At 63.9% G+C, this 23,173-nt stretch carries 22 protein-coding genes; 18 read left to right on the top strand and 4 right to left on the bottom strand.

Annotated features, from left to right (window positions below; translation table 11 throughout):
- Nucleotide 1: 1 nt before the first annotated feature.
- From AC1RWL_RS06185 to AC1RWL_RS06170, 4 genes are all read right to left on the bottom strand, one after another.
- Nucleotides 2-730, bottom strand: a complete 729-nt coding sequence (locus tag AC1RWL_RS06185) for an SDR family oxidoreductase (protein ID WP_493093903.1) — start codon at nucleotides 728-730, stop codon at nucleotides 2-4.
- A 16-nt stretch (nucleotides 731-746) separates the two neighbouring features.
- Nucleotides 747-1,841, bottom strand: coding sequence for a glycerol dehydrogenase (locus AC1RWL_RS06180; RefSeq protein ID WP_493093902.1), 1,095 nt, complete (start codon nucleotides 1,839-1,841; stop codon nucleotides 747-749).
- A gap of 32 nt (nucleotides 1,842-1,873) precedes the next feature.
- On the bottom strand, nucleotides 1,874-2,644 hold the full coding sequence (locus AC1RWL_RS06175) for an SDR family NAD(P)-dependent oxidoreductase (RefSeq protein ID WP_493093901.1): 771 nt from the start codon (nucleotides 2,642-2,644) through the stop codon (nucleotides 1,874-1,876).
- 237 nt (nucleotides 2,645-2,881) lie between these two features.
- Nucleotides 2,882-3,592 (bottom strand): GntR family transcriptional regulator, encoded by a 711-nt coding sequence (locus tag AC1RWL_RS06170; protein WP_493093900.1) that lies wholly within the window; start codon nucleotides 3,590-3,592, stop codon nucleotides 2,882-2,884.
- A 121-nt stretch (nucleotides 3,593-3,713) separates the two neighbouring features.
- On the opposite strand from AC1RWL_RS06170, the gene AC1RWL_RS06165 reads away from it, so the two are divergent.
- The 18 genes from AC1RWL_RS06165 to AC1RWL_RS06080 all read left to right on the top strand — a co-directional run bounded on the left by AC1RWL_RS06165 (nucleotide 3,714) and on the right by AC1RWL_RS06080 (nucleotide 23,100).
- A complete protein-coding gene (locus AC1RWL_RS06165; protein ID WP_493093899.1) occupies nucleotides 3,714-4,793 on the top strand; it encodes an Ldh family oxidoreductase in 1,080 nt (359 codons plus the stop codon).
- A gap of 61 nt (nucleotides 4,794-4,854) precedes the next feature.
- Nucleotides 4,855-6,201 carry an ABC transporter substrate-binding protein gene (locus AC1RWL_RS06160; protein ID WP_493158282.1) on the top strand — a complete coding sequence of 449 codons (1,347 nt, stop codon included), beginning with the start codon at nucleotides 4,855-4,857 and terminating at the stop codon, nucleotides 6,199-6,201.
- 145 nt (nucleotides 6,202-6,346) lie between these two features.
- Nucleotides 6,347-7,246, top strand: a complete 900-nt coding sequence (locus AC1RWL_RS06155) for a carbohydrate ABC transporter permease (protein ID WP_256116659.1) — start codon at nucleotides 6,347-6,349, stop codon at nucleotides 7,244-7,246.
- A gap of 10 nt (nucleotides 7,247-7,256) precedes the next feature.
- Complete coding sequence (locus AC1RWL_RS06150) at nucleotides 7,257-8,117, top strand: carbohydrate ABC transporter permease (protein WP_256116660.1); 861 nt, start codon at nucleotides 7,257-7,259, stop codon at nucleotides 8,115-8,117.
- A gap of 4 nt (nucleotides 8,118-8,121) precedes the next feature.
- Entirely contained in the window at nucleotides 8,122-8,364 is a 243-nt protein-coding gene (locus AC1RWL_RS06145) for a hypothetical protein (RefSeq protein ID WP_493093897.1), read from the top strand.
- A complete protein-coding gene (locus AC1RWL_RS06140; protein ID WP_493093896.1) occupies nucleotides 8,364-9,473 on the top strand; it encodes an ABC transporter ATP-binding protein in 1,110 nt (369 codons plus the stop codon). The genes AC1RWL_RS06145 and AC1RWL_RS06140 overlap by 1 nt, the downstream gene beginning before the upstream one ends.
- Before the next feature lie 3 nt (nucleotides 9,474-9,476).
- A complete protein-coding gene (locus AC1RWL_RS06135; protein ID WP_493093895.1) occupies nucleotides 9,477-10,571 on the top strand; it encodes an ABC transporter ATP-binding protein in 1,095 nt (364 codons plus the stop codon).
- A complete protein-coding gene (locus AC1RWL_RS06130) occupies nucleotides 10,568-12,229 on the top strand; it encodes a GMC family oxidoreductase (RefSeq protein ID WP_493093894.1) in 1,662 nt (553 codons plus the stop codon). Before AC1RWL_RS06135 ends, AC1RWL_RS06130 begins: the two co-directional genes overlap by 4 nt.
- 11 nt (nucleotides 12,230-12,240) lie before the next feature.
- Entirely contained in the window at nucleotides 12,241-12,768 is a 528-nt protein-coding gene (locus AC1RWL_RS06125; RefSeq protein WP_256116666.1) for a 2,4'-dihydroxyacetophenone dioxygenase family protein, read from the top strand.
- A complete protein-coding gene (locus AC1RWL_RS06120) occupies nucleotides 12,746-13,537 on the top strand; it encodes an SDR family NAD(P)-dependent oxidoreductase (protein WP_493093893.1) in 792 nt (263 codons plus the stop codon). Before AC1RWL_RS06125 ends, AC1RWL_RS06120 begins: the two co-directional genes overlap by 23 nt.
- Before the next feature lie 8 nt (nucleotides 13,538-13,545).
- A complete protein-coding gene (locus AC1RWL_RS06115; RefSeq protein WP_493093892.1) occupies nucleotides 13,546-14,541 on the top strand; it encodes a zinc-binding dehydrogenase in 996 nt (331 codons plus the stop codon).
- Between the two features lie 29 nt (nucleotides 14,542-14,570).
- Nucleotides 14,571-16,007: an aldehyde dehydrogenase gene (aldA, locus tag AC1RWL_RS06110; RefSeq protein ID WP_493093891.1), complete on the top strand. Its 1,437-nt coding sequence runs from the start codon at nucleotides 14,571-14,573 to the stop codon at nucleotides 16,005-16,007.
- Between the two features lie 48 nt (nucleotides 16,008-16,055).
- Nucleotides 16,056-16,829, top strand: coding sequence for an SDR family NAD(P)-dependent oxidoreductase (locus AC1RWL_RS06105; protein ID WP_435265568.1), 774 nt, complete (start codon nucleotides 16,056-16,058; stop codon nucleotides 16,827-16,829).
- Between the two features lie 433 nt (nucleotides 16,830-17,262).
- Nucleotides 17,263-18,450 carry a sugar ABC transporter substrate-binding protein gene (locus AC1RWL_RS06100; protein ID WP_493093890.1) on the top strand — a complete coding sequence of 396 codons (1,188 nt, stop codon included), beginning with the start codon at nucleotides 17,263-17,265 and terminating at the stop codon, nucleotides 18,448-18,450.
- A 131-nt stretch (nucleotides 18,451-18,581) separates the two neighbouring features.
- A complete protein-coding gene (locus tag AC1RWL_RS06095) occupies nucleotides 18,582-20,066 on the top strand; it encodes a sugar ABC transporter ATP-binding protein (protein ID WP_493093889.1) in 1,485 nt (494 codons plus the stop codon).
- 15 nt (nucleotides 20,067-20,081) lie between these two features.
- Nucleotides 20,082-21,125: an ABC transporter permease gene (locus AC1RWL_RS06090; RefSeq protein WP_435265565.1), complete on the top strand. Its 1,044-nt coding sequence runs from the start codon at nucleotides 20,082-20,084 to the stop codon at nucleotides 21,123-21,125.
- A gap of 13 nt (nucleotides 21,126-21,138) precedes the next feature.
- On the top strand, nucleotides 21,139-22,032 hold the full coding sequence (locus AC1RWL_RS06085) for a sugar phosphate isomerase/epimerase family protein (RefSeq protein ID WP_493093888.1): 894 nt from the start codon (nucleotides 21,139-21,141) through the stop codon (nucleotides 22,030-22,032).
- Between the two features lie 126 nt (nucleotides 22,033-22,158).
- A complete protein-coding gene (locus AC1RWL_RS06080) occupies nucleotides 22,159-23,100 on the top strand; it encodes a GNAT family N-acetyltransferase (RefSeq protein WP_493093887.1) in 942 nt (313 codons plus the stop codon).
- Nucleotides 23,101-23,173 lie beyond the last annotated feature (73 nt).

Genomic DNA, 23,173 nt, shown 5'->3' with positions numbered 1-23,173 from the left:
GTCAGAATTCCTGGCCAGTATGGGTGATCGTCATCTCCTGGAGATTGACGTCCTGCGGAAGCTGGTAGGCAAAGAGCATGGTGCGGGCGATGTCGTTGACGTCGAGGCCGCCATTCAGCTGCTTGCGGCCGTTGTCCCAGAATTCGTAGGCGTTCTGGTGGGTGATGGTCTTGTCGATCTCCGACTTGGCGACGCCCGGCGAGATGACCATGACGCGCACCCGGTGGGCCGACATGGTCTGGCGCATCCCCTCGCTCACGGCATGCACGAAGTGCTTGGTGCCGCCATAGACATCATGATGCGGATAGACCTTTCGGCCGGCAATCGACGAGACGTTGATGATCGTGCCGTGGCGGCGCTCCTTCATGCCGGGGGCCACCGCATGCATGCCGTTCAGCACGCCGAGGCAGTTAATATCGACGAGGTCGCGCCATTGCTCGGGGTCCTGCTCGTCGAGACGCGCGAGACGGGAGATGCCGGCATTGTTGATCAGGCAGTCGACCGGGCCGAACTTTGCCTCGCCCTCGGCGATCGCTGCTACCAGTGCCGCATGGTCGCGCACGTCGGCGTTGACGGCCAGCGTGTCGGGAAGGCCCATCGCCTCGATCAGCTCGGGGCGGCGGGCGATGAGGAGCAGCGGATAACCAGCGGCGGAAAAGACCCGGGCGGTTTCCTGGCCGATGCCGGCGCTGGCGCCGGTGATCATGACGAGGGGTTTTCTGTCGGTCATGGCTTACCTCCGGCGGTCAAGCGATGCTGCGCGAAAAAGCGTCGAGCGCCAGGATCGCATCGCGGACCGCAGGCACGGTGATGGTGACGGGCGTGGCATAGATGATGTTGCCCGGCCGGCAGGCGGCCTCCGCAACACGCTCGATCTTAGCGGGCACGTCGTCAACGACGCCAAGGTCCGAAAGCTTCGTCGGCAGGCCGACGCTGCGGCAGAAGCGGATCATCGCCTCGATTTCGGCATGATCGCGGTTTTCCAGCATCAGCAGGCAGAGCGTGCCGAAGGCGACCTTTTCGCCGTGGAAATAGCCGTGGATCTCTTCGAGCACGGTCAACCCGTCATGGATGCCATGCGCGGCCGAGCAGCCGCAATTCTCGAAGCCGAGACCGGAAAGCAGCGTGTTCGCCTCGATGATGTTTTCCACCGCCTGGGTCAGCAGACCGGCCTCGACGGCGATCTTGGCCTTCACGGCATCGCGCATCAGCACGCTCTGGCAATGCCTGGCGATCGCCATGCCGGCTTCGGTGGTCGGAAAGCCGCCGGCGACATAGTTGTTCGTGCGCGATTCGATGTTGGAGCGAGCCTCGAACCAGGTCGAAAGCGCGTCGCCGATGCCGGAGACGAGGAAGCGCGCGGGGGCTGCCGCGACCAGCGCGGAATCGACCACGACCACATCCGGATTGCGGGGCAGGCGGAGGGAGTCTTCGTAGACGCCGTGTTCCGAATAGCGCACGGCAATCGCGCTGCAGGGCGCGTCGGTCGAGGCGATGGTGGGTGCGATGACGATGCGGGCGCCGGTGTCGATGGCGACGATCTTGGCGGTATCCGCCGTCTTGCCGCCGCCAACGCCAACGAGAACGTCGCTGCCATGCTCGATGGCGATCGCCCGCACACGCTCGATTTCGGACGTGCAGCATTCGCCGCCGAACCGCTCGAAGCGGATGTCGAGGGCGTCGCCGGCGCTCGTGCCGATGCGCTCGCTGAGCGTGTCGAACAGCACGCGGTCGATCAGCACGAGGGCGCGTTTGCCGAGCGGTACCAGGTAGCTCGCTAGCTTGTCGATCTCGCCTGCGCGCTGGATATATTTGTTCGGACCGCCGAATGCGCGTGCCATTCAATTGCTCCCGTATCTCTTTGCTGTGAAGGTCAGTGGATGGTGTAGCCGCCGTCGATGGTGAGCACCGAGCCGGTGACGTAGCTGGCGGCATCGGAGGCGAGGTAGAGCACGGCTGCGGCCACTTCGCTCGGCTTGCCGGTCCGGCCCAGCGGCGTCATGCCGAGCCAGATCTTCGACCACTCCGGGTCGTCCAGCCCGCCCTGCGTCATGGCGGTTTCAATGTAGCCGGGCGCCACTGCATTGATACGGATGTTGTTCTTGGCGAATTCGCCGGCCAGCGACTTGGTCAGCATGTGCACACCGGCCTTGCTGGCATTGTAGGCGACCTGGTTCTGCGGAAGATTGCTGATATAACCGGAGATCGAGCCGATATTGACGATCGACCCGCGCCCCGCCGCAACCATCGTCTCGATGGCCGCCCGGCAGCACCAGAAGAGGCCGGTGAGGTTGGTGTTGATCACCTCGTCCCAGGTCTCTGGCTTGACGTCGAGGCTGTCGCCATGGCGCGCGATGCCGGCATTGTTGACGAGGATATCAAGCCCGCCAAGCTCGGCGGCCGCCTGCTTTACGAGCGCCTGGGCGGCGCTCTCGCTGGAAATATCGGCGGGCAGGTAGAGCGCTTCGATGCCCTTGCCGGCCAGATGCCGGACGGCTTTTTCACCCTCGTCGCGAGAGCGCGCGGAGATGGCGATGCGTGCGCCGGCCTCCCCAAGCGCCTCGGCGCAGGCAAGTCCGATGCCTCGACTGCCGCCCGTCACCAGCGCGACACGACCATCCAATCTAAAAAGCTCAGCGTACACGATCCCCTCCCGGTAGCGCCCTCCTTGGCGCCTCTAAAAATGTAGTTTAGCTACCTTGACAATCGAGTGTCAATCCGAAAATCTATGTCTCAGGGATGGAATTTACCGAAATCAAAAGGAAGTGCGGCCGAATTCGCGCCGTGATTTCGATAAAATGTAGCTTAGCTACGGGAGGACAGCAAAATGGGCGTTCAGCCGCGCTACCGTTTTCGGTCGGGCGACGTGGGTGGCGATGTGTCAGCGGCGCGTCGTTCGGCGCCGTTCCTTGGCCGGCGCCACGGCGGCTTCCGCCTCCCGCGCCGTCACCGCAGCCAGATAATGTTCCCGCGTCGCCTCGATGTGCTGGCGCATGAGGTTCACGATGGCCTCGTCGTCGCCAGCCGCGACCAGCTCCGCCAGCCGCACATGCTCCTCGAACGAGGTGGCGTTAAGCGAGGGAGCGAGCGACAAGCGGTTGCGCAGCGCCTGCACCCGGAAGGCGATCAGCTCGTAGGCCTCCATGAGATAGGCATTGTCGGCAAGCTCGAAGAGCACCCGGTGGAAGCCGCCGTCGAGCGTGCGGTAGAGCTCCGCATCGTCGGCGTCGAGCGACTTGCGCATCTTCTTGACGATGTCGGCCCATTGTTTGGCAAGCGCCCGTCGATCGGTGGCAAGCGCCATGCGGAGGGAGGCGAGTTCCAGCACCTCGCGCAGTTCGGAGAGTTTTCGGACCTGGTTTGCATCCATGTCGAAGACGAACGAGCCGCGCTGCGGATGCACCTCGATGAGACCCTGCCGCTTCAGCACCATCAGCGCTTCGCGCACAGGCGTCTTGGAGACGCCGAGCTCGGTGGCGAGTGCGATTTCGGAGAGCGGTTCGCCGAGCTGGAACACGCCGCGCACGATGCGGTTGCGTATTTCCTGCGCCGCCAGGTCGGTCAGCGACGGACCGCGGTCGAGTGTATTCATAGGGTCTCCCTTCCTTGCAGGGGCCGACGCGGGTTCACCGAGCCCCTCAACTATTTACACTGAGATATTAGATATGATACGCCAATTCTCGTCGTCTGCAATCTCCTAGGTTGGGTCCGATATGTCCGTCCAGACTCTAGTTGCCCCCGATTTGCTCCAAGCGCGAGTCGAAACTGCGCTGCGCAACGCCGGCGCGTGCGACGCATCCGCCGCTGCCGCCGTGCGGGCGTTGATGCATGCCTCGCGCATCGGGGTCGACAGTCACGGCGTGCGGCTGGTGGTCCACTACGACAAGGTTCTGCGTGGCGGACGGGTCAACGGAACGCCGAACATCACGGTCCGCAAGACGGCGGCTGCGACGGCGATCGTCGATGGCGACAATGCGCTTGGCCACCATGCGGCCTATGTCGCGATGGACACGGCGATCGAACTGGCGCGCGACAGCGGCATTGGCGCGGTCGGCGTCATCAACTCCTCGCATTTCGGTGCGGCCGGTGCTTATGCGCGGGTTGCTGCGGAAGCCGGTATGATCGGCTTTGCGACCACCAATTCCGACAGTGTCGTGGCGCTCTTTCAGGGCCGCGAGGCCTTTCACGGCACGAATCCGCTGGCCTTTGCGGCCCCCAGCGGCGGTGAAAAGCCCTGGTTGCTCGACATGGCGACCTCGTCGATCCCGTTGAACCGTCTGCTGCTCTACAAGTCGCTCGGCGTGCAACTGCCGCAGGGCGTCGCCGTTGACGAGGCCGGCGCGCCGACCACGGACCCGGCTTCGGGCAAGACGCTCCTGCCGCTCGGCGGCGTGGATTTCGCCTTCAAGGGGGCTGCCCTTGCCGGCGTTGCGACGCTGCTGTCGGCGGTCTTGCAAGGCATGACGCTCGACCACGCTTTCATCCCCATGGTGGGAGGTGACGATTATTCGACGCCGCGCCAGATGGGGCATTTCCTTCTCGCCATCGATCCGGACCGCTTCGGCGGCCGGGACGTCTTCCATGCCGGCATGGCCGCCTATCTGGCGGCTTTGAGGAGCGCGCCGGCGCAGGAAGGCGGCGAGATCCTGGCGCCCGGCGACCGCGAATGGCGGGTCGAAGCCGAGCGCCTCGTGGCCGGCATTCCGGTCGATCCCGATACCGCGGCGTTCCTGGAACTGCCGCGGAGCCCGGCCGGACCGGCCGGACATTCCAAGGAGAACACAGCAGCATAGCCAATCACGCGCCGGGGCAGGGAGCCCACGGCCGTCAACCGGGAGGAATGAAATGAAATCCATGCTGAAAAAGGGTTTGCTGGTCGCAGCGCTGATGACCTCGACGGCGCCCGTCGCCATGGCGCAGGAATGCGTCGATGCGGACCGCGTGCCGATCACCTGGTCGACGATCGCCGGCTTCTACACCGATGCCATGGCGAATCTCGTCGCCGGCTTCGAGGCGAAGAACTGCGTCAAGGTCAATGTCGTCAACATCGACAACTCGCAGCTCTACAACAAGCAGGTCATCGAGATGGTCGGCCAGACCGGCGCCTATGACGTCGTGACGCTGGAAACTTCCGAAAAGGCGGAATTCGCCGAAAACGGCTTCATCCTGCCGATGACGGACTATTTCGCCGACAAGAAGGCGCAGCTCGACGACGTGGCGCCGACGCTCGCAGCCCTCACGACGCAGTACAAGGGCGACGTCTGGGGCCTGCCGTACTACACCTACACGGCCGGCTACATCTATCGCGCCGACTTGTTCGAGGATGCGACCGAGAAGGAAGCCTTCAAGAAGCGCTTCAACTACGATCTCGCCGTGCCGACCACCTGGGCGCAGCACCGCGATATCGCCGAATTCTTCACGCGCAAGGCCGGCGAGAACCTCAAGGGCGAAGCGCTCGCCAAGGACTTTTATGGCGTCGGCCTGATGGCCGGTCCCTTCCCGGAAATCCAGGACGAAATGTCCGGCGTGCTCTGGTCGCAGGGCGCGGACTGGCTGACGGACGAGGGCAAGGTGCCGGTCGACGCGGTCGAAAAGGCGATGAACGACTATCTGGCGCTGATGAAATTCGCCCCGCCGGCGGCCCTCACCGTCACCTATGACGGCGTAATGAACCAGATGAAGGACGGGCAGATCGCCCAGACCTATTCCTTCTTCCTCGATCAATGGCCGAATGCCGTGACGACCGAAACCAGCGTGCCGGGCGCCAAGATGGGCGTTGCCGAAGCGCCGGAGAAGAAGGCCTATATCGGCGGCTTCCTGCTTGCCGTCTCCGCATCGTCCGCCCATCCGCAGGAGGCGATGGACTTCGTCGCCTATATCGGCGGCCATGATGCGCAGATGGAGTTCGCCAAGGCGGGCGGCACGTCGACGCTGATGAGCGTGCTCTCCGACCCGGCCTTCGCCGTGCCGGAAAGCCGCACGAAGACCGGCCACTTCTCGACGCTGCTGAAGATCTTCGATTCCATGAAGGGTTTCCGCTCTAACCTGTTCGACACGCCCTTCGGCGCGAAGATCTACAACACGATGCAGATCCCGCTGCAATCGGCGGCGGCCGGCCAGATCGACGCCCGCGCGGCGGCCGAACAGCTCGCTGCCGAAGTCGAGAAGATTTGCGGCGGCCCGTGCCCGATCGGCAAGTGATCGAAGCATCGATCCAAGCTTTGCATGGTGGGCACCCGCCCACCATGCAGTTTGATTTGAGAGGCGGGTTTGCCCGCCCAAAAGTTTCTTCTGGAGGAGTTTGATGTCGCAGTCGCTATCCGTGTCGGCGTCGCAGGAAAAAGGCGTGGCAAGTCCAACCGCCATGTCCGATCGTTGGTTCTCGATCCTTCTTGTCGTGCCTGCGATGTTGGTCATCCTTGTCTTCGCGCTGCTGCCGCTCGCCTATGCGCTCGACGTGTCCTTCCGGTTCGCGGACCTGACGCGTGGCCGCATCGGCGATTTCGTCGGCCTCGACAACTACCGGACGGTCCTGCATGACAGCGCCTTCTGGAGTTCCGTCTGGGTCACGCTGAAATTCACGCTGACGGCCGTCACGCTCGAAATGGTGCTGGGCATCGCCATCGCCTTCCTGATCCACGGCGCAACCGTCGGCAAAGGCGTCATCCGCAGCCTGATGATCCTGCCGCTTGCCACTTCGGCGGCGGTGACGGGCCTGTTCTGGCGCTATCTCTATGATCCGCAATTCGGCCTGATCAACTATTTCCTCGGCCTCATCGGCCTGCCGGAGCCCAACTGGCTCGGCGACTATACGATCGCGCTCTGGTCGGTCATCCTGTTCGACGTCTGGCAATGGACGCCCTTTGTGGCGCTGATCGCGCTTGCCGGTTTGCAGGCGCTGCCGAAGGAGCCGTTCGAGGCCGCCGAACTCGACGGTGCCAGCACTTTCCGCGTGCTGCGCACGCTAACCTTTCCGATGCTGAAGCCGGTGCTGTTCCTCGTCCTCGTGCTGCGCACCATCGACAGCGTGCGCCTCTACGATGCGGTGGCTGTGCTGACGCGCGGCGGACCGGGCACGGTGACCGAGACCATGACCTTCTATCTCTACCGCACGGGGCTGAAGCTTTTCCGGATGGACTATGCCTCCACCATGGCGATCTTCTTCCTCTACGCCATGCTGGTCGCAAGCCTCTTCGCGCTTCGCCCGCTGCTCACCCAATTTTCGTCGCGCGCATCCGAAGGCTGAGGAGATCGCCATGCTGCAACGTGAATCAAGCTTCCCCAAGGAAGCGCTCCGCTACGGCCTGATCGTCATCGTGCTCGGCTTCATCGTGTTTCCGATCGCCTGGATGATCATCACGTCGTTCAAGCCGGCCGATGCCATCATGGTGTCGCCGCCGCGCTTCCTGTTTACCCCGACGCTGGATAATTACGTCCACGCGATCTACGACAAGAACTTCCTGTTCTACATCAAGAACACGCTGTTCATCTCCGTCGCCTCGACGATCATCGTCGTGATTACCGGCTCGCTCGCCGCCTACAGCTTCGCGCGCTACAATGTCGGCGACGGCCACATCCTGTTCTTCATCCTGTCGACCAAGATGTTCCCGGCGATCGCCGTCATCCTGCCCTACTTCCTGATCTTCCGCGAAGTCGGCAGGACGGGCGCCGGCAAGTTCCTCGGCATCGGGCTCGACCAGCCGGGCGCGCTGATCATCTCCTATACGGTGTTCAACCTGCCCTTTGCCATCTGGCTGCTGGTATCGTTCTTCCAGGATATTCCGCGTGAACTCGAACATTCCGCCCGCCTCGACGGCCTGTCGCGGCTGAAGGTTCTGGCCAAGGTCGTCTGCCCGCTCGCCGCCCCCGGCATCGCGGTCACCGGCGTCTTCACGCTGATCTTCAGCTGGAACGAGTTCCTGTTCGCCTACATCCTGACCCGCAAGGCCGCGAGCACCGTCACCGTCGGCGTCGAATCCTTCTTCACGCTGCAAGGCATTCTCTGGGGGCCTGTTGCGGCCGCCGCCACCATCAGCGTCCTGCCGATGCTGGTCTTCGTGCTCGCCATGCAACGCTACATGGTGCGCGGCCTCACCTTCGGCGCTGTGAGAGGATAAGATCATGAGCTTCAGTCAAGGCTGGGATACCGGCTTTCGCGTCATCCTTCTCTATGTCGGCGTCGTCTTCGTCTGGCTCGGCTTCATCGAGCCGTATTTCGCCAGCCAGGCGATGTCGGTGGTCATCATGAACATCGTTGCTTTCGTGATCTCGGCGGCCTTCGTCGTGCGCGCCCGCAACCGCTTTATCGCCGAGCGCCAACAGGCGGAGGCGGAAGTTGCCGCCCTCATGCAGGAGGACGTCTGATGTACGAACTGAAATCGGTCCACAAGCGCTACGGCCTCGCCAAGGTCGCCCTTCGTAAGATCGATCTTACGGTGCGCGACCGCGAATTCCTTGTGATCTACGGGCCGGCCGGCGCCGGCAAGAGCACGCTGCTCAACATCCTCGCCGGCATCACCAAGCCGACCAGCGGCGACGTGCTGCGCAACGGTGTCTCCATTCTCCGCGTGCCGCCGGAAAAGCGCGATGCGGCGATGGCCTTCGAAAACTATGCGCTCTATTCGCATCTCTCGGTCGGCGAAAACCTGGCCTTTCCGCTGAAGGCCCGCGGCATCGGCCGTGCGGAAGTGGAGGAACGCGTCAAGCGGATCTCCGGCATTCTGGGCATCGGCCACCTGCTCGATCGGCGCCCCGGTTTCCTCTCCGGCGGCCAGCGCCAGCGCGTGGCACTCGGCCGCGCGATCATCCGGCCGGCGGACATTTATCTGCTCGACGAACCGGTCGGCCATCTCGATGCGAAATTGCGCCACAAGATCCGCGCCGAACTTAAAGCGCTTGCCGAGGACTTGTCGGCGACCGTTGTCTTCACCACCACATCCTCGCGCGAGGCCCTGGCACTCGGCGACCGGGTTGCCGTGCTGAACGCCGGCAAGCTGGAGCAGCTCGGCAAGCCGGCGGATCTCTACCACCGCCCGGCAAACGCCTTCGTCGCCTCCTTCGTCGGCGATCCGCCGATGAGCTTCATTTCGGTGCAGCCTCGTCGGCACGACGGCAGGGTCGATTTCGTGACGGCGGATGGCATGCCGGTCGCCTCGCTTGCGGCCGAGGCCGTCAGCGACCTCAACGAGGAGGTCGGCTCGAAGATCCAGGTCGGCTTCCGTTCAAACGAGGTGCGGATTGCCCGGGAGGGCGACTCCAATGCGCTGCGTGGCCGCGTCGATGTCATCGAAAACCTCGGCTACATGAAGATCGCCCTTGTCGGCATCGGCAATGACCAGGTCTCCGTCTCGGTCCCCGCCGGCACATCGCTCGGTGTGGGCGAAACCGTCGCCATCGCCTTCCCGCGCGACGCCGTCCACTTGTTCCAGAATGCCCGGGCGGTCACGCACGCCATGCCTTCCGCAGGAGTTTGACCCATGGCCTCCATAAAAGCCGAAAAACTCGTCAAGCGCTACGGCGCCGTCCAGGCCGTGCACGGCATCGATTTCGAGATCGCCGATGGCGAATTCGTCGCCATCCTCGGCCCCTCCGGCTGCGGCAAATCCTCGACAATGCGCATGATCGCAGGTCTGGAGACGGTCACCGAAGGCTCGATCTACTTCGACGGCAAACGCGTCAACGACGTGCGCGCCCGAGACCGCAACGTTGCCATGTCCTTTGAATCCTACGCGCTCTACACGACCATTTCGATCTACGAAAACATCGCCTTCCCGCTGCGCTCGGCCAATGTCGACAGCAAGGAGATCGATCGCCAGGTCCGCGACATTGCCGAGAAGATGGAGCTGACGGCGCTGTTGCATCTCAAGCCCAAGGGCCTTTCCTCGGGCCAGGCGCAGCGTGTCGGCCTGGCGCGCGCGCTGGTGCGCAAACCCGAAGTGTTCCTGCTCGACGAACCGATTTCGCATCTCGACACGCGCCAGCGTTATCGCATGCGCCGCTTCATCAAGAGCCTGCACCAGAAGTTCAACTATACGATGATCTATGTCACGCATGACCAGGAGGAAGCCTTGGCGCTCGCCGACCGCGTCATGGTGATGAGCGACGGCGAGATCCAGCAGATGGCGGTGCCGGACGAGGTCTATGCGCGGCCGAAGAACGCCTTCGTCGCCGGCTTCGTCGGCGAGCCGCCGATCAACTTTTTCGATTGCCGCGTGGCGGCGGCGGATGGCGGCTGGTCGATCGAATTCGAAGGCCGCAAGCTTGCCTTGCCGCAGCGCCTGCATGCGGCGGCACAGGATATCGGCGATGGCGGGCTTGCTGCGATCCGCCCGCACTTCCTGTCGATCGGCGGCGACAGTCCGCTCCGTCTCGATGGCAAGGTCTTCATCACCGAGGAATTGCAGGACCAGAACCTGATCTTCGTCGATGTCGGCGAGGCGCGCTTCACGCTGGTCGCCCATCCCTCGGTGACGCCGAAACGCGGCGAGGCGGTGCCGGTGTCGATCGATCCCGATCACCTGTTGCTCTTCCCGCGCTCACAGGCCGGCAAGGTGGAGAGTATCGTCGCATGAGCTACGACCACATCGTCGTCGGCGGGGGAACGGCGGGCTGCCTTGCGGCGGGCAAGCTTGCGGGCGAGCACGGTGCGCGCGTGCTCGTGCTGGAAGCCGGGCCGGATGACCGAAACCCGCTGATCCGCATGCCGGCCGGCTTCGTCAAGCTGCTCGGCGTCGAGAAATATATGTGGTTCTACAAGTCCGTGGCGCAGGCGCGGCTCGGCGGCCGCAGGCCCATCGTGCCGCAGGGCCGCGTGCTCGGCGGCGGCTCGTCGGTCAATGCCATGGTCTATATGCGCGGCCAGCCTGCCGACTACGACGGCTGGGCCGACGAGATCGGTGACGAACAATGGTCTTACGATGCGCTGCTGCCCTATTTCACGGGCATGGAGGACAATGCGCGGCTGAACGACGATTATCACGGCGTCGGCGGCCCGTGGAAAGTCTCCGATCTCGACCACATCTGCGAACTCTCCCGCGCCTTCGTGCTGGCCGCCCAAGGCATCGGCCTGCCACACAACAGCGACTTCAACGGCCGCAGCCAGCGTGGCGTCGGCGCCTATCAGGTGACGACCCGCGATGGCCGGCGCTGCTCCGCGGTCGATGCCTTCCTGCGGCCTGCCATGGCGAGTGGCCGGCTCGACGTAAAAACCTCTTGCCTCGTCCATTCGCTGATCATCGAAAACGGCCGCGCCGTCGGGGTGCGCTATTCGCAGGGCGAGGGGCGGACGGTCGTGGAAGCCCGCTGCGATGGCGAGGTGCTGCTTGCCGCCGGCGCCATCGCGACGCCGAAGCTGCTGATGCTCTCCGGCATCGGACCAGCCGATCATCTCAAAACCCACGGCATCAACGCGCTCGTCGATCTGCCGGGCGTCGGCGCCAATCTTCAGGACCATACCGAGACGCCGGTCGTGGCGCTCTGCAATGGTCCCTACGGCTATTATGGCCATGATCGCGGCTGGAAGCAGATGCGCAACGGCCTCGAATATCTTGTGAACCGCACCGGACCGGTGACGTCCAACGGCGTTGAGGCCGGCGCCTTCTTCGATCCCGACGATCTCTCCAACGATCCGAAGATCCAGCAGTTCTGCGTGCCCACCGTCTATCTCGACAAGGACCATACCGACCAGCAGGCAAGCCATGGCCTGACGCTCAATTCCTGCGTCGCCAAGCCGCGGTCGCGCGGCTCGGTGCAGCTTGCCTCCGCCGATCCGAAGGACCAGCCGCTGGTTGATCCGAACTATCTGGCCGACCCCGAAGACTTGCGCCTGTCGATCGGCGGCGTGCGGCGTGCGCGCGAAATCCTGCAACAGGAGCCGCTGCGGTCGATGATCGCACGGGAAATCTTCCCCGGCCCGGACAAGGTGTCTGATGCGGAGCTCGCCGAACACGCGAAGCGCTTCGTCAAGACCGTCTATCACCCGGTCGGCACCTGCCGCATGGCGCGCGAAGGCGACGCCGGTGGCGTGCTTGGCGCCGACATGCGGGTGCGCGGCGTCGAGGGGCTTCGGGTCATCGATGCCTCCGCCATCCCCACCATCATCTCCGGCAACACCAATGCCGCCGTGCTGGTCGTCGCCGACAAGGCGGTGGAATTCATCACCGGCGCAAAGCGCCGCCAGCCTGCGGGCATCGCGCCACGGCGCGAGGCCAGCACCCTCCAGACAGCCTGAGGAAGACGCCGATGCCTCCCATGAAGACCGATCCCAACCCGCGCATGCCCTACCAATTTCCCATGCCTAAGGAGTCGCTGCCGGATATCGTCATCCCGGACGCCATTCCCCTCGACGACCGGGTCTGGGTGCCGCAGGGCACGAATGTCTGGTTCCGCCCGCTCTGCCTCAACCGCTCCGCCGGCTACTGGATGAACCTGTTGAAGGTGCGCAAGTCCGGCGTGCTCAGCCGCCACCGGCATCCCCAGGCGGTGCACGGCTTCGTGCTGAAGGGCCGCTGGCATTATCTGGAACATGACTGGGTCGCTGAAGAGGGCGGTTACGTCTTCGAACCGCCGGGCGAGACGCACACGCTGGTCGTCCCCGACGATGTCGAGGAGATGATCACCTTCTTCCAGGTCAACGGCATTATGTATTACGTCGATGCTTATGGCGAACCGCTCGGCTTCGAGGACGTCTTCACCAAGATCGACATGTGTCGTGCGCATTACGAGGCAGTTGGGCTGGGAGCGGATTATGTCGACCAGTTCATCCGCTGACGGGCGGACCGGCGCGATCGGCAACCCCGCCGCCTACCTGCGCCCCGGCCTTTTCGAGGGCCGTCAGGTGCTGGTGAGCGGCGGGACCTCCGGCATCGGTGCTGCGATCTGCCAGGCCTTCGTCGCGCTCGGCGCGGATGTGGTGGCGACGGGCGTCACCGACGCCGAGATCGCCGCCGCCGGAGACCGGCCCGAGATGAAGGGCGTGCTCTTCGCCACGCTCGACGTGCGCGACAAATCGGCCGTCGATGCCCTCGTTGCGGGCCTGCCGCGGCTCGATCATGTGGTGAACTGCGCCGGGGTCATCCGGCGCAATGACGAACTGGAACCGGACGTCTTCGCCGAGGTCGTCGACATCAATCTCAACGGCTCCATGCGCGTCTGCGCCGCCGCCCGCCCGCGCCTTGCGGCCACCGGCGGCACGATCGTCAATACCGCTTCCATGCTGTCCTTCTTCGGCGGCGGGCTGGTGCCCGGTTATTCGGCCTCCAAGGGCGGCATTGCGCAGCTCACCAAGTCGCTGGCAATCGCCTATGCGGCTGATGGCATTCGCGTGAATGCGATCGCGCCCGGCTGGATCGCCACGCCGCTGACCAAGGGCCTGCGCGAAAACGCGGAGCGCAACGCGGCCATCGTCGCGCGCACGCCGCTCAATCGCTGGGGCGAACCGGCCGAACTTGCCGGCGGCGTCCTTTATCTCTCCTCGCCGCTTGCGAGCTTCGTTACCGGCAGCGTGCTGGTCATCGACGGCGGCTACCTGATCACATGAGGCACCCTATGAAGGCGATTGTTGTTTCCGATGCAAAGGCCCGGCTTGACGATGTGGCCCTGGCCGACCTGCCGATCCCTGAGCCCGGTCCTGGCCAGTTGCGCATCAAGGTCATCGCCGTCTCGATCAACCCGGTCGACTGGAAGCTGGCGCTCGATCACAAGCCGGAATGGATCTATCCGCATGTGCTGGGGCTCGATGCCGCCGGCATCATTGACGCGGTCGGTCCCGGCGTTGAAGGCTGGAAAGTCGGCGAACGGGTGGTGGTGCACAACAACCTCTGGAAGTCCGGCGTCTTTGCCGAATATTGCCTGGCACCGGCCCACGCGACATCGCGCCTGCCCGAGGGCATCAGCTTCACGGATGCGGCAGCCGTTCCCTGCGCCGGCTACACCGCCTATCAGGCGCTGTTCCGCAAAGCGCGGATCGAGGCGGGACAGACCGTTCTCATCCAGGGCGCCAATGGCGGCGTCGGTGGTTTCGCAACACAGCTTGCCCATCAGGCGGGCACGAAGGTCATTGCGCTGACGCGGGCCGAGCACTTCGATGCCGTGCGCGCTTTCGGTGCCGATATCGTCTTAGACTATCGCGATCCGGACCTGCTGCAGAAGGTGAAGGCCGAGACGGAAGGTGGTTATGGCGTGGACGTCATGGTGGAAGTGGCCAACCCCGGCGACGCCCGCAAGTCGCTCGCTTTCGTGCATTATAACGGGCATCTCGTCTCGGTCGATCCGCTGCCCGTCATGACCGACGTGCCGTCCTACACCTATGCCGCCTCCATCCACGAGATCGGGCTCGGTGGCGCCTACAATGCAGGCCATGTGCCGACGCAGCGGGATTTCGCCCGCATGGGCGATGACCTGATGGCGCGTCTGGCGGGAGGCAAGCTCGATCCGATGGTGGAGGAGATCGTCACGCTCGAAGACATTCCGGACGCCTTGCAGCGCCTGCGCGCTCGCGCGGTGACGGGCAAGATCGTCGCCCGCGTCGCGCCGGATGCCTGATGACAACACAGCAATACGGGAGGAAAGACATGCCCAGGAACACCCATTACATCGACGGCCGGTTTGTCGAGGACAGCGCTTCCGACCGCATCGCCGTCTACAATCCGGCAACCGAGGAGCAGATCGCGGAAATCCCCGATGCGTCTGCCGAGACAGTCGATGCCGCCGTGGATGCGGCGCGCAAGGCACAGCCCGCCTGGGCCGACCTTCCGCCGATCGAACGAGCTGGTTTCGTCAAGGCAATCGCCGGCAAGATTCGCGATAAGGTTGATGTGCTGGCCGAGACGATTTCCCGCGAACAGGGCAAGACGCTTGGTCTTGCGCGTGGCGAAGTGCTCGGCATGGCCGGGTTGATGGACTACATGGCCGAGTGGGCGCGCCGCATCGAGGGCGAGATCATCGCCAGCGATCGCAAGGGCGAGACGATCTATCTGAACCGCGTGCCGATCGGCGTCGTCGCCGGCATCCTGCCCTGGAACTTTCCGTTCTACCTGATCGGCCGCAAGCTCGCGCCGGCGCTGGTAGCGGGCAATACGATCGTGGTGAAGCCCAGCGAGGAGACGCCGCTCAACGCCTTCCTCTTTGCGGAAATCGCGGATGAGGTGGGGCTGCCGAAAGGCGTCTTCAACATGGTTTCGGGCCGCGGCCGCACGACGGGTGCCGCCCTTTCCGGCCATACGGGCATCGATCTCGTCAGCTTCACCGGCAGCGTGCCGACGGGCGTCGCCATCATGGAGGCGGCGGCTAAGAACCTGACGCGGGTCAATCTGGAACTCGGCGGCAAGGCGCCGGCCATCGTGCTGAAGGATGCCGATCTCGACCTCGCGGTGGAGGCAATCACGGCATCGCGCATCATCAACACTGGGCAGGTCTGCAACTGCGCCGAACGCATCTTCGTCGAGCGCCAGGTGGCGGACGATTTCACCGAGCGCTTCATCAAGCGCATGGCCACCGTCAGCTATGGCGACCCGCTCACCGAGCGCGATGTCGACATGGGGCCGCTGGTCAATGCGGTACAGCTTGGCAAGGTGGAAGCCATGGTCGATCGGGCACGGCAGGCGGGCGCTACCGTGGCGCTTGGCGGGCAGCGTGCCGATCGTAACCGGGGCCTCCATTACGAGCCGACGGTGCTGACGGGCTGCACGCCGGACATGGAAATCATGCGCAAAGAAATCTTCGGCCCCGTCGCGCCGATCGCCGTCGTCAACGATGCCGACGAGGCGGTCTATCATGCCAACGACACCGAATATGGCCTGACATCCTCGCTCTACACGCAGGATCTCAACAAGGCGATGCAGGTCACGCGGCGCCTGCAATTCGGCGAGACCTATATCAACCGCGAGAACGGCGAGGCCTATCAGGGTTTTCATGCCGGCCGCAAAAAGTCCGGCATCGGCGGGGCGGACGGCAAACACGGCTTTTACGAATATATGGAGACGCAGGCCGTCTACATCCAGCACGGGTGAGGATGGCCGCGAGGCACGGGCCGCGACCTGCGGCCAGAAAGGAACGGGATGTATCTTCAGAAATTCGATCTGTCCGGCCGCGTGGCGGTGGTCACCGGCGCCGGGCAGGGGATCGGGCTCGCCTGCGCCGAGGCGCTCTGTGAGGCGGGTGCGCATGTCGTGCTCACCGATATCAGCGTCGAGCGCAGCGAAGCCGGCCGCGCGGCGCTGGCCGCCAAGGGCTATTCCGTCGAGGCGGACGTGATCGATATCGGCGACAGCGCGTCGGTCAATGCGGTGGCGGACCGGCTGGCAAGTGCCGGCCGGGCGGCGGATATCCTCGTCGCCAATGCCGGGATCGCCCAGGCAGGCGTGCCAGGGGAGGACCTGTCGGATGCCGATTGGGAGCGGATGATCAACATCAACCTCAACGGCGCCTTCCGCTCGTGCCGGGCCTTCGGAAAACACATGTTGGCGAAGGGCAAGGGATCGATCGTCACGATCGGTTCGATGTCCGGCACCATCGTCAACCGGCCGCAGCAGCAGGTCCATTACAATGCGGCAAAGGCCGGCGTGCACCACATGACCCGCTCGTTTGCCGCCGAATGGGCGACGCGCGGCGTGCGGGTGAATTCCGTGGCGCCGACCTATATCGACACGCCGCTCCTGACCTTCGCCAAGGAGGACAAGCCGATGTACGAGCAATGGCTGGACATGACGCCGATGCACCGGCTCGGCCAGCCGGACGAGATCGCCGCGATCGTGCTGTTCCTCGCCTCCGATGCCTCCAGCCTGATGACGGGTTCGATCGTCACCGCGGATGCCGGTTACACCTGCTGGTAAGGCCACAGCCAGGAGCCATCGCGCTGCCCGCGCTGCGATTTCGCGGCGCGGGTAGAAGATTTGCCAAAGCTTTCGGCCTTGAATCATTATCCTGACATGCTATACGTACAACATGACAAATTAGGCGTTTAGCCTGCGCGGCCCGTAGCTGGACAGAGCCAGCGCGCAAGAATTTGGTGCGCCTCGCACCCGAAGAGAATTAAGTAGCTTAACTACATTATAGCGTGGCCGATTGGTTGAATCCGATCCGTCGCGACGCCGGTTTTGCATCAAAATCGCCGAAACTCACGCAAGTGATTGTGATCATAATAGCAAAAAATGTAGTTGAATTACCTTATCGCTTTGTCTAGCATCCGATTAACGTGAGGGGTGGGAGCGCCGATCGGCGCCCATCGCGCGCGTTGGAGGAGATTTTTTCGACAGGGAGGGAGCTATGTTCAAGACGCTCGCAAAAGCATCATTGTTTGCTGCGGCCGCGACTGTTGCACTCTGGCCGGCATTCAGTGCCGCGCCGGCCATGGCACAGGAAGGCGACAATATCGACATCACGATCGGCTGGGTGCCGCCGGACATTACCGGCGTCTTCAAGACCGCGACGAACTTCTTCGAATTGGCCGCCGCTGACGCCAACAAGAATGGCTTCAACGTCACGGTCCTGACCAAGTCGCCGACCAGCCCCACGGCCTTCGCCGAGCAGGTCAGCATCATCGAGGACATGATCCAGCGCAAGGTCGACCTGATCGCCGTTTCGCCGGCTGAGGTCGCCACCGTCAAGCCGGCGCTCGTGCGCGCCACCGAAGCCGGCATCCCGGTCATCATCGTCAACCTGCTCGAGCCGATCGACGGCGTGAACGTCTCGTCCTATATCGGCTTCGACAACACGCAGGGCGCGGAAGTCAGCGCCTATTCGGTCGTCGATTATTTCGGCGGTCCGGGCGTGTTAGGCACGGGTGACAAGGTCACTGTCGAGCCCGGCGCCTATCTCGACCTGAAATTCTGGCAGGATCTCGCCGCAAAACTTTCGGATGAGGACAAGGCCAAGATCAAGGCGCGCGGCGCCATCATCGAGGGCGTTGCCGGCGGCTTCTTCTCGACGGCCCGCCTCAACGGCTTCCGCAAGGTGCTCGAACAGTTCCCGGGCATCGAGATCGTCGGCGGCACCTGCGCTGGTGACTGGAACCGCGAAAAGGGCACGCGTTGCGCCGAGGATATCCTTCAGGCCAACCCGGAAAACCTCGACTTCATCTGGGCGGCATCGAACGAAATGGGCCTCGGCGCCATGCTCGTCGCCGGCTCCAGCGGTCGTCTCGAAACCGTGCAGGACGGCGCGAACATCGGCGACAAGAAGGTGGCGGTCTTCACCAATGACGTGACGCCGGAATCGGTCGACCGCATTGCGGAAGGCAAGATGATTGCCGAAACGACCCATGGCTTTGCCGATTGGGGCTGGTTCGGCACCAAGTTCGCCGTCGAGCTCGCCTGCGGCCTCGAAGTGCCGAAGACCTTCGATATCCGCCCGCGGACCGTCTACGAGGCGAATGCGCGCAACTTCTACCCGGAGCCGAAGCTCGAAGCGATCGACTGGAAGACCATCCGGACGAATTGCAAGAAAGCCAACTAAGGTTTCTCCCAGGACGCGGGGCGCATCTTCTCTTGAAGAGGTGCCCCGCGCCGCCGTTCGCCTGCAAGGCGGGCGCGGTATGCGGAGATGAAGCGGCACGCTCGGTGCCGGTTGAATGGTAGTCGAGGCGCATGGACCAGCACGAAATCCTTCTGAAACTCGAAAATATCGAGAAGCGTTTTCCCGGCGTCGTGGCCTTGAAGTCGATCTCGCTCGACGTGCGCGCGGGCGAAGTGCAGGTGCTTCTCGGCGAGAATGGTGCCGGCAAGTCGACGCTGATGAAGATCCTCGCCGGCGAACATGCCCCGACTGCCGGAGACATCGAGATCGGCGGCAAACGGGTTTCGGCCCTCACGCCGACGCTCGCCACGGAACTCGGCATCGGCCTGGTGCATCAGGAACTAAGCCTCATTCCGGCGCTGAGCGTCACGGAAAACATCTTTCTCGGCGGCTTGCCACGTAATGCCTTTGGCAAGATCAACTGGGGCAAGGCCCATAAGGCTGCGCGGCACGCGCTGGAAGCGCTCGGCGTCGCGATCGATCCGACGGCCGAAGTGCGTACGCTCGAAGTGGCTGAGCAGCAACTGATCGAGATCACCCGCGTGCTGGCGCGCGGCCCCCGCATCCTGCTGCTCGACGAGCCCACTTCCGCGCTGTCGGACAGCGAGCGCAGCCGGCTATTCGATGTCATCCGCCGCCTCAAGCAGCGCGGCCACGGCATCATCTATATTTCGCACCACCTGTCGGAAATCCCGATGATCGCCGACCGTGTGACGATCCTGCGCGATGGCATCGTCGTCGACACGCTGCCAGCTGAACAGGCGGACGAGGAGACGGTGATCGGCCTGATGGTCGGCCGCAGGCTGGAAGAACAGTTTCCCAAGGAGACGGTGACCCTCGGCGCGCCGGTGCTCGCCGTCGAAAACCTCGCCTCCGGCGGCACGCTGAAGGACCTGTCCTTCTCGCTTCGCCGCGGCGAGATCCTCGGCATTTATGGCCTGATGGGCGCGGGACAGGCGGAAATCGCCGGCGCCTTGTTTGGCTTGCAGACGGTCAAGGCCGGGTCGATCGAGGTCGAGGGCAAGCGCGCCGATTTCCGCCATTCCTCCGATGCGATCGCGGCGGGCCTTGGCCTGATCTCGCGCGATCGCCGCCAAAGCCTCGTGCCCATGCAGCCGGTCGGCCCCAATCTCAGCCTCTCCTGGCTGGCCGGCAAGTCGCTGCTGTCGCGGCTCGATCTGGTGCGCGAGCGCGAGGAGGGCAATCGCTATATTTCGGACCTGCGCATCCGGCCGGCCTCCACCACGCACAAGCTCTTCTTCTTCAGCGGCGGCAACCAGCAGAAGGTCATCCTGGCGCGCTGGATGTCGAGCGGTGCGCGGATCCTGATTTTCGACGAGCCGACGCGTGGCATCGATGTCGGCGCCAAGGCGGAAGTCTTTGCGGTGATGAGCCGGCTGGTGTCGGAAGGCGCATCGATCCTGATGATCTCCTCGGAACTCAACGAGTTGATCGGCATGGCGGATCGCGTGCTGGTCATGCGGGGCGGGCGGCTTTCGGCGGAGTTGCCGCGGGACGAGATTACGCAGCAGAACATGCTGCGCTATGCAAGCTAGGAAGTGGGAGACAGCATGAGTGCGGAAAAGAATTCGGACACGCCGGCAGCGGCCGTGGGTGGCCGCGGGGCGAAGATCAAAGGGGTCGTCTTCCAGGCCGGTCCGCTGATCGCGCTCGTGTTGCTGATGGCCTATCTCGCCTTCGCGACGTCCAACTTCCTGACCTTCGACAACCTCTCCAACGTGGCGCGCCAGTCCGCCTTCGTCGCCATCCTGGCAGTGGGGCAGACCTTCGTCATCCTGACCGGCGGCATCGATTTGTCCGTCGCGGCCATCGCGGCGCTGGCGGGGTCGATTACGGCGGTCCTGCTCACGCAGTCGCTGGTGCTGTTCGGCGTCGATCTCGGCTTCGTGCCGCCGCCGGTGGCAATCCTGATTGGTCTTGCCGTCGGCGTCGTCGCGGGCGCGCTCAATGGCTGGCTGATTTCCACGTTCAAGATCCCGGATTTCATCGCGACGCTCGGCACGATGACCGCGTTCCGCGGCGCCGCGCTGCTGGTGACGGATGGCATGCCGGTGCCCTCGTTCAATGCCACCCGGCAACTGCCGGAAACGCTGACCTGGGTCGGCGGCGGCCAGCTCTTCGGCGTGCCGGTGAGCGCGCTGATCGCGCTCCTGTGCGCGGTCGCCGGCTGGTATGTGCTGCGCTACACGGCGCTCGGCCGCGCCATCTATGCCGTCGGCGGCAACCGCGCAGCCGCCCATTCCTCCGGCATCAGCATCACCCGCACCAAGATCATGACCTATGCCATTTCCGGCCTCTTGGCCGCGATCGCCGGCATCATCCTCGTCGGGCGGCTCAACTCCGGCAATGCGCTGATGGCGGAAGGCGAGGAACTGCGCTCCATCGCCTCCGTCGTCATCGGCGGCACCAATCTCTTCGGCGGCGAGGGCGGCGTGTGGGGCTCGATCATCGGCGCCACCATCATCGGCGTGCTCGGCAACGGCCTCAACCTGCTCGATGTCAGCCCGTTCTGGCAGCGCATCGCGCAAGGGGTCGTCATAGTGGTCGTCGTCATCTTCGACCAATGGCGCCGCCGCAGCATGACACGCGTCTGACGAGGAGGACATCATGAACAAGCTTGGGCTGCACGCCAATGTCTGGGTGCGCGACTGGAGCCGCGAGGAGTGCATTCTCGCGGTGAACAAGACCGCCGAACTCGGCTTCGACATCATCGAAATCTCTGCGCCCGACCCGAAAGCCATGGACATCGCCTTCACCGCAAAGGAGTTGCAGAAGGCGGGCATCCGCGCCAACCTGTCACTCGGCCTCGATGCCGCAAGCGATATATCGAGCGGCGATCCGGACCGCGTGCGGGCCGGCGAGACGCGGCTGCGCGAGGTCATCGCCGCTGCCGCCGAACTTGGCTCGTCGCATGTCTGCGGCATCCTCTATTCCGCCTTCCAGAAATACAGCGAACCGCCGACTGCCGCAGGCATTGCCGGCGCCGTCGACGTCCTGTCGCGTATTGGCGAAGAGGCCGGCCAGCACAGCATCACGCTCGGCCTTGAAGTGGTCAACCGCTACGAGACGAACGTGCTCAACACGGCCGGTCAAGGCGTCGAGCTGTGCAAGAGGATCGGCCTGCCCAACGTCAAGGTCCATCTCGATTCCTACCACATGAACATCGAAGAAGCCGATGTGGAGATGGCGATCGTCGATGCCGGCGAGCACCTCGGCTACTTCCACATCGGCGAATCCAACCGCGGCTATCTCGGCGCCGGCTCGGTGGATTTCGTAGCGATCTTCAACGGGCTCGCCCGGATCGACTATGCCGGCCCCATCGTCTTCGAATCCTTCTCCTCCACTGTCGTCGGCCAGCCCCTCTGCGGCATCCTCGGCATCTGGCGCAACCTTTGGGCCGATGGCGAGGACCTAGCACGTCACGCGAAGGCCTTCATCACCGCGCACCAGCAGTCGGCCAGGGAAGTCGGCAAAGAAGCGGCGAGATCGGCGCTTCCGTGAGGATTGCGCGCCGTCGCCTCCGATGTGTCTAGCGGCTGTCTCCGTAGGCAAACTTCGAAGTTCTGCATCCTTGCTTTCTCAATTAATATAGTTGTATCATGCAACCATATTAATTGAGAGTCCTGAATGATCACCTCCCCACGCCTGGTTGAAGAGATCCGCGCCGCCTCGCGTTCGATGGTGCGAGAATGGGGGTTTATGGGCGGCGATTTTGCTGGGACGGATCTGTCCCCTTCGGCCGTCCATGCGTTGATCGAGATCGAACAGGGCGGCATGACCGCGCGCGAGCTTGGGGCTCGCCTCCGTCTCGAAAAGTCGAGCGTCAGTCGGATGCTGCGCAAGCTGGTGGAAGCTGGCGATGTCAGCGAGGACGCGGGGGAAGAGGACGGCCGCGTCAAGAGGCTATCGCTGACACCCGCCGGCAAACAGCGCGTGCAGGCGATCCATGCCTATGCGGGTGCGCAGGTTGCCAATGCCCTCGGCCACTTGGAGAGGGGGCAGGAGCGCACGGTACTGGATGGTCTGCGGCTCTACACGGCGGCACTTGGGGCCGCGGCTGGCGAAGGGATTGCGGCTCCTGCCATCGAGATCGTCAGGGGATACCAGATCGGGCTCATCGCCCGCATCACGCAAATGCATGCGCTCTATTATGCAAGGACATCCGGCTTCGGCCAAAAGTTCGAGAGCGTCGTTGCCGGCGGCCTGGCCGAATTCTGCAACCGTTTGGACAACCCTCGCAACGCGATCTGGACCGCGATGCGCGGTGGCGAGATCATCGGCTCGGTTGCGATCGACGGTGAGGACCTTGGCGAAGACAAAGCGCACCTGCGTTGGTTTATCGTCGATGAGGGTGTGCGTGGCGGCGGTGTGGGCCGCAAGCTGCTTTCCGCCGCGCTCGGCTTCGTGGACGCGCAGGGTTTCGCGGAAACACATCTCTGGACGTTCAGCGGTCTTCTGGCCGCCCGCCACCTGTACGAGGATTTTGGTTTCACATGCAGGCAAGAGCAGTCTGGTGCTCAATGGGGCAGGCAGGTCATGGAGCAACGCTTCGTGAGGCCGCACCCTTGACGGCAAGCCCTGCTTGCAGGCTCGATCACCTCACCGTCTTCTTCTCCAGCATGCAGGGCGCGGTCGCCGAAAT

Source organism: Shinella sp. GW821-FHT10F02 (genome assembly GCF_058809275.1).
The sequence above is the reverse complement of the archived record's forward strand: the minus strand, read 5'-3'. Positions and strand labels throughout refer to the sequence as shown.